The 12,239-nt window shown below is 43.7% G+C and carries 8 protein-coding genes, 2 tRNA genes and 2 rRNA genes; 2 read left to right on the top strand and 10 right to left on the bottom strand.

From position 1 onward, the window contains the following. Positions 1-37: 37 nt before the first annotated feature. The 7 genes from F944_RS00980 to F944_RS00950 all read right to left on the bottom strand — a co-directional run bounded on the left by F944_RS00980 (position 38) and on the right by F944_RS00950 (position 8,550). Positions 38-2,931 (bottom strand): 23S ribosomal RNA (locus F944_RS00980). A 436-nt stretch (positions 2,932-3,367) separates the two neighbouring features. Further along, positions 3,368-3,443 (bottom strand) — tRNA-Ala (locus F944_RS00975). Between the two features lie 55 nt (positions 3,444-3,498). After that, positions 3,499-3,575, bottom strand: a tRNA-Ile gene (locus F944_RS00970). Between the two features lie 169 nt (positions 3,576-3,744). Then, positions 3,745-5,281, bottom strand: a 16S ribosomal RNA gene (locus F944_RS00965). Together the 16S and 23S rRNA genes with 2 tRNA genes alongside form the textbook arrangement of a ribosomal RNA operon. A gap of 446 nt (positions 5,282-5,727) precedes the next feature. After that, positions 5,728-6,801: a DUF6670 family protein gene (locus F944_RS00960; protein WP_004985474.1), complete on the bottom strand. Its 1,074-nt coding sequence runs from the start codon at positions 6,799-6,801 to the stop codon at positions 5,728-5,730. A gap of 21 nt (positions 6,802-6,822) precedes the next feature. Next, positions 6,823-7,656, bottom strand: a complete 834-nt coding sequence (gene pssA / locus F944_RS00955) for a CDP-diacylglycerol--serine O-phosphatidyltransferase (RefSeq protein WP_004985472.1) — start codon at positions 7,654-7,656, stop codon at positions 6,823-6,825. 36 nt (positions 7,657-7,692) lie between these two features. Beyond that, positions 7,693-8,550, bottom strand: a complete 858-nt coding sequence (locus tag F944_RS00950; RefSeq protein ID WP_004985467.1) for a 23S rRNA (adenine(2030)-N(6))-methyltransferase RlmJ — start codon at positions 8,548-8,550, stop codon at positions 7,693-7,695. Between the two features lie 140 nt (positions 8,551-8,690). Between F944_RS00950 and F944_RS00945 the strand changes: the two genes are divergently transcribed. Continuing rightward, positions 8,691-9,302 carry a 2OG-Fe(II) oxygenase gene (locus F944_RS00945; RefSeq protein ID WP_004985466.1) on the top strand — a complete coding sequence of 204 codons (612 nt, stop codon included), beginning with the start codon at positions 8,691-8,693 and terminating at the stop codon, positions 9,300-9,302. A gap of 125 nt (positions 9,303-9,427) precedes the next feature. Then, positions 9,428-9,955, top strand: a complete 528-nt coding sequence (locus F944_RS00940) for a hypothetical protein (RefSeq protein WP_004985465.1) — start codon at positions 9,428-9,430, stop codon at positions 9,953-9,955. A 22-nt stretch (positions 9,956-9,977) separates the two neighbouring features. Here the strand turns inward: F944_RS00940 and F944_RS00935 are convergent, their stop codons facing one another. The 3 genes from F944_RS00935 to F944_RS00925 all read right to left on the bottom strand — a co-directional run bounded on the left by F944_RS00935 (position 9,978) and on the right by F944_RS00925 (position 12,232). Beyond that, positions 9,978-10,226, bottom strand: a complete 249-nt coding sequence (locus F944_RS00935; protein WP_004985459.1) for a DUF2789 family protein — start codon at positions 10,224-10,226, stop codon at positions 9,978-9,980. 187 nt (positions 10,227-10,413) lie between these two features. After that, on the bottom strand, positions 10,414-11,400 hold the full coding sequence (locus F944_RS00930) for a malate dehydrogenase (RefSeq protein WP_004985458.1): 987 nt from the start codon (positions 11,398-11,400) through the stop codon (positions 10,414-10,416). Between the two features lie 169 nt (positions 11,401-11,569). Next, entirely contained in the window at positions 11,570-12,232 is a 663-nt protein-coding gene (locus F944_RS00925; RefSeq protein ID WP_004985457.1) for a ribonuclease T2 family protein, read from the bottom strand. Positions 12,233-12,239 lie beyond the last annotated feature (7 nt).

Raw genomic sequence — 12,239 nt, 5'->3', positions numbered from 1 at the left:
GAATTTATCTTGAATACAACAACTGTTTGGGTGTTGTATAGTCAAGCCTCACGAGCAATTAGTATTGGTCAGCTTCACATATCACTATGCTTCCACATCCAACCTATCAACGTCCTAGTCTTGAACGGCTCTTTAGGTGACATATAGTCACAGGGAAATCTTATCTTGAGGTAGGCTTCCCGCTTAGATGCTTTCAGCGGTTATCCCTTCCGAACATAGCTACCCGGCGATGCGACTGGCGTCACAACCGGTACACCAGAGGTTCGTCCACTCTGGTCCTCTCGTACTAGGAGCAGATCCTCTCAAATTTCCAGCGCCCACGGTAGATAGGGACCGAACTGTCTCACGACGTTCTAAACCCAGCTCGCGTACCTCTTTAAATGGCGAACAGCCATACCCTTGGGACCTGCTTCAGCCCCAGGATGAGATGAGCCGACATCGAGGTGCCAAACACCGCCGTCGATATGAACTCTTGGGCGGTATCAGCCTGTTATCCCCAGAGTACCTTTTATCCGTTGAGCGATGGCCCTTCCATACAGAACCACCGGATCACTAAGACCTACTTTCGTACCTGCTCGACTTGTGGGTCTCGCAGTTAAGCGCGCTTTTGCCTTTATACTCTACGCGTGATTTCCGACCACGCTGAGCGCACCTTCGTACTCCTCCGTTACTCTTTAGGAGGAGACCGCCCCAGTCAAACTACCCACCAGACATGGTCCTCGCCCCGGATTACGGGGCAGAGTTAGAACCTCAACATTACCAGGGTGGTATTTCAAGGATGGCTCCAATGTAACTGGCGTCACATCTTCATAGCCTCCCACCTATCCTACACAAGTAAGGTCAAAGTTCAATGTCAAGCTGCAGTAAAGGTTCACGGGGTCTTTCCGTCTAGCCGCGGGTACACTGCATCTTCACAGCGATTTCGATTTCACTGAGCCTCTGCTGGAGACAGCGCCGCCATCATTATGCCATTCGTGCAGGTCGGAACTTACCCGACAAGGAATTTCGCTACCTTAGGACCGTTATAGTTACGGCCGCCGTTTACTGGGGCTTCGATCAAGAGCTTCGCTTACGCTAACCCCATCAATTAACCTTCCAGCACCGGGCAGGCATCACACCCTATACGTCCACTTTCGTGTTTGCAGAGTGCTATGTTTTTAATAAACAGTTGCAGCGGCCTGGTTTCTGCGGCTGCCAAGCGCTCAGGGAGCAAGTCCCATCACCCTCAGCAGCGTACCTTCTCCCGAAGTTACGGTACCATTTTGCCTAGTTCCTTCAGCAGAGTTCTCTCAAGCGCCTTGGTCTACTCGACCTGACCACCTGTGTCGGTTTCGGGTACGATTCCTGTGTAACTGAAGCTTAGAGACTTTTCTTGGAAGTATGGTATCAGCCACTTCACTGTACAAGTACAGCTTGATATCGACTCTCAGCATAGAGCACCCCGGATTTGCCTAAGATGCATGCCTACTGTCTTCCACCTGGACAACCAACGCCAGGCTGACTTAACCTTCTCCGTCCTCTCATCGCATTACACAGAAGTATTGGAATATTAACCAATTTCCCATCGACTACGCCTTTCGGCCTCGCCTTAGGGGTCGACTCACCCAGCCCCGATTAACGTTGGACTGGAACCCTTGGTCTTTCGGCGAACGGGTTTTTCACCCGTTTTGTCGTTACTCACGTCAGCATTCGCACTTCTGATACCTCCAGCATGCTTCTCAACACACCTTCATCGGCTTACAGAACGCTCCCCTACCACGTAACTCTAAAGTTACATCCGCAGCTTCGGCACATAGTTTTAGCCCCGTTACATCTTCCGCGCAGGCCGACTCGACTAGTGAGCTATTACGCTTTCTTTAAAGGGTGGCTGCTTCTAAGCCAACCTCCTAGCTGTCTATGCCTTCCCACATCGTTTCCCACTTAACTATGATTTTGGGGCCTTAGCTGGCGGTCTGGATTGTTTTCCTCTTGACTACGGACGTTAGCACCCGCAGTCTGTCTCCCGGATAGTACTCATAGGTATTCGGAGTTTGCATCGGTTTGGTAAGTCGGGATGACCCCCTAGCCGAAACAGTGCTCTACCCCCTATGGTATTCGTCCGAGGCGCTACCTAAATAGCTTTCGGGGAGAACCAGCTATCACCAGGCTTGATTAGCCTTTCACCCCTATCCACAAGTCATCCCCTGGCTTTTCAACGACAGTGGGTTCGGTCCTCCAGTTAGTGTTACCCAACCTTCAACCTGCTCATGGATAGATCGCCTGGTTTCGGGTCTATACCCAGCAACTAAACGCCCTATTAAGACTCGATTTCTCTACGGCTCCCCTATGCGGTTAACCTTGCTACTGAATATAAGTCGCTGACCCATTATACAAAAGGTACGCAGTCACCGAACAAGTCGGCTCCCACTGCTTGTATGCATGCGGTTTCAGGATCTATTTCACTCCCCTCACAGGGGTTCTTTTCGCCTTTCCCTCACGGTACTGGTTCACTATCGGTCAGTCAGGAGTATTTAGCCTTGGAGGATGGTCCCCCCATATTCAGACAAGGTTTCACGTGCCTCGCCCTACTCGTCATCATGATGTGTGCCCTTTCGTGTACGGGACTATCACCCTCTACGGTCGCACTTCCCAGAGCGTTCCGCTAAAACACACATCACTTAATGGGCTGATCCCCGTTCGCTCGCCGCTACTAAGGGAATCTCAATTGATTTCTTTTCCTAAGGGTACTGAGATGTTTCACTTCCCCTCGTTCGCTTCAATAACCTATGTATTCAGTTATTGATACCTACCTTATAGTAGGTGGGTTCCCCCATTCAGACATCTCCGGATCAATGGATATTTGCCGCCTCCCCGGAGCTTTTCGCAGGCTATCACGTCTTTCTTCGCCTCTGACTGCCAAGGCATCCACCACATGCACTTAATTACTTGACTATACAACCCCAAACAGTCGTTAATACCTACAAGTAGTATTACCAACATTACAGTTTGAAGTACTGTGCACTTAAGCACCGTACAGCTTCAATCTAAATTCATATACCAAAACGCTTGATTCAGTTAATTTGCTAGTTCTCAATTAACTCTAAGATCAGAATGACTTCTTCTCTCTTTGTTATTGAGTGAACAATTTATTTCAGACTCAATTCTCAATCTGTTAATGAATTAATGTAACCTCGTCAGCTACATTAAACTGTGATTAATCACAGAGGTTAATAAACCAAGATCCTGCAATCTTCTTATTTATTAATCTCTATAACCATCTTTTCTTTCACTTTCGTGTTCGATCAGATACTGCGCGAAGCATAGCTTCTTGCTTAAATTTCAAGAAAAAGCCTTAAAGCGATGCTTTAAGTTTTCTATTCTTGAAATTTGGTGGAGACTAGGAGAGTCGAACTCCTGACCTCCTGCGTGCAAAGCAGGCGCTCTACCAACTAAGCTAAGTCCCCAGCTTATATCATTTACGTATCTTTAACTCTGTACTCATTAATCTATTCGTCAGAATGGTGGGTCTGACAAGACTTGAACTTGTGACCCCACGCTTATCAAGCGTGTGCTCTAACCAACTGAGCTACAGACCCTGAGAAAGTTTTAAAGCACCGCTTTAAAAGTTTCGCAAGACAAACAGCTTCGCTGTGCGTAGTGTTTGATTCTCGCTCTTTTTTTAAAAGCTTCTCTCTAAATCTTTTTCATTCAGATACCAGAAGAACAACTTGTTGTGGATTCTTACCAATCAACCAATCTTTTCGTTAAGGAGGTGATCCAGCCGCAGGTTCCCCTACGGCTACCTTGTTACGACTTCACCCCAGTCATCGGCCACACCGTGGTGAACGTCCTCTTTGCAGTTAGACTATCCACTTCTGGTGCAACAAACTCCCATGGTGTGACGGGCGGTGTGTACAAGGCCCGGGAACGTATTCACCGCGGCATTCTGATCCGCGATTACTAGCGATTCCGACTTCATGGAGTCGAGTTGCAGACTCCAATCCGGACTACGATCGGCTTTTTGAGATTAGCATCCTATCGCTAGGTAGCAACCCTTTGTACCGACCATTGTAGCACGTGTGTAGCCCTGGTCGTAAGGGCCATGATGACTTGACGTCGTCCCCGCCTTCCTCCAGTTTGTCACTGGCAGTATCCTTAAAGTTCCCACCCAAAGTGCTGGCAAATAAGGAAAAGGGTTGCGCTCGTTGCGGGACTTAACCCAACATCTCACGACACGAGCTGACGACAGCCATGCAGCACCTGTATGTAAGTTCCCGAAGGCACCAATCCATCTCTGGAAAGTTCTTACTATGTCAAGACCAGGTAAGGTTCTTCGCGTTGCATCGAATTAAACCACATGCTCCACCGCTTGTGCGGGCCCCCGTCAATTCATTTGAGTTTTAGTCTTGCGACCGTACTCCCCAGGCGGTCTACTTATCGCGTTAGCTGCGCCACTAATCCCTCAAAGAGACCAACGGCTAGTAGACATCGTTTACGGCATGGACTACCAGGGTATCTAATCCTGTTTGCTCCCCATGCTTTCGTACCTCAGCGTCAGTGTTAGGCCAGATGGCTGCCTTCGCCATCGGTATTCCTCCAGATCTCTACGCATTTCACCGCTACACCTGGAATTCTACCATCCTCTCCCACACTCTAGCTAACCAGTATCGAATGCAATTCCCAAGTTAAGCTCGGGGATTTCACATCCGACTCAATTAGCCGCCTACGCACGCTTTACGCCCAGTAAATCCGATTAACGCTCGCACCCTCTGTATTACCGCGGCTGCTGGCACAGAGTTAGCCGGTGCTTATTCTGCGAGTAACGTCCAGTACCTGGTAGTATTAATACCAGTACCCTCCTCCTCGCTTAAAGTGCTTTACAACCATAAGGCCTTCTTCACACACGCGGCATGGCTGGATCAGGGTTCCCCCCATTGTCCAATATTCCCCACTGCTGCCTCCCGTAGGAGTCTGGGCCGTGTCTCAGTCCCAGTGTGGCGGATCATCCTCTCAGACCCGCTACAGATCGTCGCCTTGGTAGGCCTTTACCCCACCAACTAGCTAATCCGACTTAGGCTCATCTATTAGCGCAAGGTCCGAAGATCCCCTGCTTTCTCCCGTAGGACGTATGCGGTATTAGCATCCCTTTCGAAATGTTGTCCCCCACTAATAGCCAGATTCCTAAGTATTACTCACCCGTCCGCCGCTAAGATCAGTAGCAAGCTACCTCTCTCCGCTCGACTTGCATGTGTTAAGCCTGCCGCCAGCGTTCAATCTGAGCCATGATCAAACTCTTCAGTTAAAATCATTTCGCACCTTATTAAAGACAAGGTGCCAATTCTGGCTCATCAATTACTGACAAATTCTCTCAAATAAACTTCGAGTAATTTAAACCAATCAATTAATGATAATATTTCGATCAATCAATTAGTAAAAATCCACACAAGTTGTTCTTCTATATTCTTAATGATCTTCTTCATGCTTCGTCAGCATCAAGCTAGGTCGGCTATATTACTCTCAATCTCTTAAAAGTCAACAGGCAATTTAGATATTTTTAAAACTCATTTTACTCAACCAAAATATCAATCAAATCCCTCAAGACCCAACCAACACCCTGTTTTTCAACAAGTTTTTATCCGCATCACCACCGATGAGTGCGCATTCTACAGCATTCTACAACCAACGCAACCCCTTTTTTTAAAGATTTCACTCCTTCGTCTATGTTTTGATCATATTTGACGGGTTTGATTATTTCTTAAGCAAACAAGGCTGAGCTTGAAGGAACTCATCCGCAAGAATTTGTGTTTGGTTTTTTTCTTGCCAATTTAAAGGTCGAATATCAATATATTCGCAGTACGCGCTTTCACCTTCAAAGTCCTGATCGTATAAACGCGCATGATAACGAAAGCTTCCAGCAAAACCCGCCCCTACTCCGAATTTATAATCCCCTCGACTTTGTGCTTTGATTTCAAAAATGGGCTGTCCATTTTCCTCTACATACCAAGAAAACTCTCGAGGAAGGTACATTTGACGATGATTTGGCGTAGTAATCTTTGGGTAAACACGATGAACATGAAAGTAGACTTTTTTATCAATAAAGAGGTTTTCTCCATTGATGCCACGCAAATAAAATCTGGAATAAATGATCTGATTCCATTGATTGCGCACCTGACTCAAAATCACTTGTGTGTTTTCATTTAGATTGATCAGTTGATGCGTATAAAATGCCAATGGAAGATAAGGAATATTTGCAGCACGGGCATAATCAAAACTTCCCATACCACTAATTTCATAATGTTGATTTTGATATTTTAAATGCCCCTCGCAATGACACAATATTGACCAATGTTCAAATAAATTCCATTTCAATGGGACAAAGTGAGTAATGTTTTCCGTGGTTTGAATTTTGAGATTCAACTCTAACTCACGATCCTGACGTTGAATTTCAAAATGTGGAAAATTTCCATTGAACTGGTCAATTTGATCAAATTGGTAATGGTATGGATGGATTTGACACTGCTGGTTAAGCCGATAACTTTTTAAATGTCCTACCTGATGTGGACTCACTGCCATCATTACGCTGGCTGTATTGGAAGCTTTATCTTTGATAATACTTGGATTATGAAACAATGGAATTTTGGGTTGACCCAACAAATTAATAAAATTAAAAAAGTGAAGCGGTGCTGGTAGATTGGGTAAAATCAGCCCATGATAAACCAGTCTAAAGTGTCCTTTCGGCGGATGATAAGCCAGCAAAGCAGTTTGGCTGAGTTTGAGGTTCAGGCGTGTAGACTGTTCTAGCGAACTCATCAACATTTGCATACTGAACCTCACTCATAAGCCTTATGTCTTTATAGTAGGACTTTGTTTACGTGCGAACAAGGTGGTCACAAAACCTGAAATTGCATAAATAATGGATACGATTAAAATCCCCATTGGAATATTGTAAGTAATTGCTGCAAAAATCAGCACAACGGGCAACATCACCACAAATGGAACACGTTTACGATCCATTTGTTTAAAAGAATAATATTTAATATTTGAGATCATTAAGATCGCAACAATGACCATGTAGATTGCATAAGCGATTTGTACTTTAATATCACGAATATCGAACACAAACGGATAATCTCGACTGACCCAAATCAGAGTAATCACCAATATTGCAGCCAATGGACTGGCGATACCGATAAAGTAGCGTTTATCCACCACACCAATTTGTACATTAAATCTCGCCAAACGAAACGCAGCGCAAGCGGTATAAATAAAGCAACATGCCAAGCCAATACGCCCCAGATCATGCAAGCTCCAGCTATACATTAAAATAGCAGGCGCAACACCAAACGCTAATAAATCGGACAATGAATCGTATTGCTCACCAAAAGCACTTTGTGCACCAATTGCTCGTGCGACACGTCCATCAAGTCCATCGAGTAAGGCTGCAAGAAAAATCGCATAAATGGCTTGCAAAAATTCACCATTCATACTCGCAGTAATCGAATAAAAACCTGAAAGTAACGCAGCAGTCGTGATCAGATTTGGCCATAAATAGATCCCACGGCGTTTAACTTTTTGGCCTTCCTGAGTCTGTTCCTCTTCAACTACTTCAAAGGTAATACCATCAAAAGGATGGTCATTCTGAGTTGATTCATGGTTAGGCTTTTGTATGTTTGTCATTGTTGTTGATCTCAAATATGCTTTGAATGATAAGTTTTACTCACCTACAAGCCAGCGAACTGCGGCATGACCGCCATTTTCCTGCATACGCAAATGTGGAAATAACCATTGTAAGGCCTGATCGGCATCTTCTGAAAATTGCCAAGGTGGATTAATCACCAATAAACCACAACCATTTAAACCTACTGGCGTATCATCGGGCCAAACACAAATCTCACAAATGAGCTGACGGCGAATGCCCGTTTTCATCATTTTCTTTTCAAAACGCTCAATCATGGCGCGATCCTTAATCGGATACCAAACAGCAAATACGCCTGTTGGCCATTTTTTATAGGCATTTTGCAAAAGCTCAACCAATTGTGGAAAGTCCTTACGCTCCAACTCATAAGGCGGATCGATCATGACCAAACCACGTTTCTCTTTTGGCGGAATCACACCAAGTAAACCCTCATAAGCATCACGCTCATGCAAACCCATGCGTTTATCGCGAATATTTTGACGAAGTTGTTGGAAGACATCGCGTTGCATTTCAAAAACAGTGGCTTTATCTATCTCACGCATCGCTTGCAGGGCAAACCACGGCGATCCAGGATAAGTTCCCTTACCTTGTTCAGCGCGGATATTTTCAACCAGTTTGAGATATTGTTGTACGCCCTCAGGAGCCTGACGTTTTTCCATATCTCCCAGTTGAACCAGTCGATGAATACCCGTTAAAAACTCACCTGATTTTTGTGCAGGTGCCAGAGATAAATCATATTTTCCCGCACCAGCATGCGTATCAATATAACGATAAGGCTTATCTTTCGCGTTTAAACGTGTTAACAATTGAAGCAAGAGTACATGCTTCATGACATCAGCAAAGTTGCCCGCATGGAAATGGTGACGGTAATTCATTTTTTACATTAATTCCTCAGATTAACGTGTATTTTAACATGAAAAAAAGCAGTTACGTGTGCATGAGTTGTTTTAGAATAGCGAAAGCTCACGCTGGATAGGTTTTCTTTGATGGGTTTATTTGATGATTGAGAGGCAAAATGCAGCAAATTTCTGAATCGATTCAGCATGACATCGAACAAATTCTGGATGATTTAGACCAGCATGGCTTTGCTATCGTCAACCAAACACATTCAGCGCCATTTACCAGTCAATTGCTAGATGAATGTCTATTCAATTTAAATCAGTTTCGCGAAGCTGCCATTCAAAATGGTATCGTCAGTAAAATTCGTAGTGACCATATTCTCTGGATTGATGAAAAATTAAAGATTGCGCAACAGCATATCGACTTGCTCCAAAATTTTTCACGGGCATTTAATCGTGCTTTTTTTCTTGGGATTCAATCTATTGAAGCGCATTTTGCTTGTTATAATGCGGGCGAGTTTTATGCCTTACATCGCGATAATCCTCAACAAAAAAATGATCGAATGATTTCAGCCGTTTATTATTTACATCCAGAATGGCAACCCGATTGGGGCGGACAACTGCGCTTACAAGATAAAAATGAGCAATGGCATATTATTGAACCTGAACCTAATCGTCTGGTGATTTTTCAAAGCGATTTATTACACGAAGTATTAAGTTCTAAGCGGCAGAGACTTTCCATTACAGCATGGCTACGCAGTGGCAACTCCATTTGGTCTTCTAAATAGTCATCTGGATAAATAGTGATCTGGAAATATGCCATCAAAGCTGCAACACTGCGTTTCACCCTTGTACACTTTTAAAATCGCCGAATAGCCTCATATAATGACGATAAACCCAGAGGATGAACCACATGCTAGATACAAGCAAAATGATTGTTGAGCGCATCGGAGAAACTGATCAACACTACCTTGCGGGCAATACACCTGAACTTGCACTGGAACGTGGGGATTTACGTTTACAATTGGTTGAAATCAGTCGCAACCGTCAGGAACGTGTGCACTTTTTACATGAAGCGATTGCGATTTTAGAGACATCCCGCGTTGAATTTGATGAAATGCCTATGTCGCTTTATATAGATTTGTCTTTACAATTGGCCAAAGCCTATATGATGTATTATGAGCTGAATCGTGAAGCAAAATTTGCCACCATCACTCAGCAAATTTTAAAACCTTTGGCGCATTTACAACATGGTGATGTGTTGTTCTTTTTGGCTTATGCGTCTGCGGTTAAAGCCGAGTATGCACTGGCGCGCCATTGGCTAGAAAAATATAGCCAGTGCACTGAGTTTGATCTGGAGTTAATGCAACATCATTCAGCTTTTACTCAATTGCATCAACACGATTGGTTTAAAACACTAATTCGTTCAAAAACACATTAAAATGAATCATGGATCCTAAAGCTTAGGCTTTAGGATTACTATCGATATGTAACTGTTGATTGAGTTCATCAATGACAATCGCCCAGTCATCATCTTTATCAATGTGGCTTTGTAAAAACTGACGCTGTCCTTCGCTCCAGAATTCTGCATCATGCAGCTCTACATCTGCCGAAAGTTGATGTTCTTTAATGAATTGATCCATCGCACTTTCACTGGCATCCAATCCAAGCTGCTCAAATAATAATTCTAAAGTGGGTTGTTGTTCGAACATTGTTATTCTCCATGAATCAACTGACCTAAGTTAAGCTTCACGTTAACCACAATACGCTGTTTTGTCATCTATATCCGTTTAATCTTCTTGTTATTTTTTGTTTTAAATCATCATTATGCAAAAAACAAGATCATAAAAAAAGCACCCCTTTAAGGAATGCTTTTTGACGATTAGAAATCGTTTTTAATTATTTTAACATGTCTGCAATTGCAGCACGTTCTTCTTCAAGTTCTTGAAGTGTTTTGTCCATACGTTCACGGCTGAATGCGTCAATTTCAAGACCTTCAACACGTTTGTATTCGCCATTTTCACAAGTAACAGGCACACCATAAATAACGCCTTCTGGAATACCATAAGAACCGTCAGAAGGAATACCCATCGTTACCCACTCACCGTTTGTACCCAAAGCCCAATCACGCATATGGTCGATTGCAGCATTTGCAGCAGAAGCAGCAGAAGACAAACCACGCGCTTCGATGATCGCAGCGCCACGTTTACCAACAGTCGGAAGGAATACGTTCGCATTCCAGTCAGCATCATTGATTTTGTCTTTTAAGTTTACGCCATTTGCAGTTGCAAAACGGTAGTCCGCATACATGGTTGGAGAATGGTTACCCCAAACTGTAAGGTTTTTGATATCAGCAACCGCAACACCTGCTTTTTGCGCAATTTGAGTCAAAGCACGATTGTGATCAAGACGTAGCATTGCAGTAAAGTTTTTCGCTGGAAGATCTGGAGCAGATTTCATTGCGATGTAAGCATTGGTGTTTGCTGGGTTACCCACAACCAATACTTTCACGTCACGGCTTGCTACTTCATTAAGCGCTTGACCTTGACCGATGAAGATTTCACCGTTCACTTTCAACAAGTCAGCACGCTCCATACCAGGACCACGTGGACGAGAACCTACCAACAATGCGTAGTCTGCATCTTTAAACGCAACTTTAGGATCATCAGTACCGATCATGCCAGCCAACAATGGGAAAGCACAGTCGTCAAGTTCCATCATTACGCCTTTAAGCGCTTGTTGAGCTTTCTCAACTGGAATTTCAAGCAATTGCAAAATCACTGGTTGATCTTTGCCTAACATTTCACCGCTTGCGATACGGAATAACAAGCTATAACCAATTTGACCTGCAGCGCCAGTAACGGCAACACGAACGGGTTGCTTCATGTAATTATCTCCAATTGAGGATCGTTAAGATGATTAAACAGATAGTCTATTTAATCTAATAATCATAAACGGCAAAGATTGTACTCCAAACCCACAAGAGATGCATTTAAAAGAGAATGAATTTCAACAAAAGTCTGATAGAAAATACAAATCAATTGCGACCAAGTGATTAATAACTACCTTTAATTGTGAACTCATTTGGACAATTGGACACCACATGACTAGAACATTGCTTATAGGTTCCATTGACCTGATAACAGACCTGAACTTCTGTCAAAATCTGTTCTGAACGTGAAGATTCACAACTCAATCGAATACCATTGGCAGGTAAAGAAGGATTTAAGCGAACAAACTGTTGTTGTAGATTATTTTTCTGAATTTCCTTATTGATTCCACTGGTTAAATCCGCAGGAATTTTCAAACGCTCTGCATAATTAATAATCATTCGGAAATACTGACTGGCGGACATAGGAATACAACCGCCAATACTACGCCATAATTGTGCGCGAGCATTTTCATCAGGCATGACACGTGCCACAACTTTGGCTTGTAATGGTGATAATGTAGGAGCAGAAGTAGTTTCACAACTCGAATGACTGGTTTCAGGCAGCAAGCCTGTAATGGTTAGGGAATATCCTTCCAGACATTTACGCTGTTTTTGCCGCGAAGAATCTAGCGCACATACCGCAGGTGTCATTTGAATTTGCATGACATAGCCTTGTAAGCGTGGTGATTCGGCATATAAATTCGGAGCAAATAAAACAACATTTACCCATAATACGCATCCCGTCAACCATGAAAGACAATGGTATGTAAAACTTTTCTTTTTCATCGAACTA

The organism is Acinetobacter ursingii DSM 16037 = CIP 107286 (assembly GCF_000368825.1).
Lineage (GTDB): Bacteria > Pseudomonadota > Gammaproteobacteria > Pseudomonadales > Moraxellaceae > Acinetobacter > Acinetobacter ursingii.
Note: the sequence above shows the minus strand (reverse complement) of the source record. Positions and strands in the feature narration are given on the sequence as shown.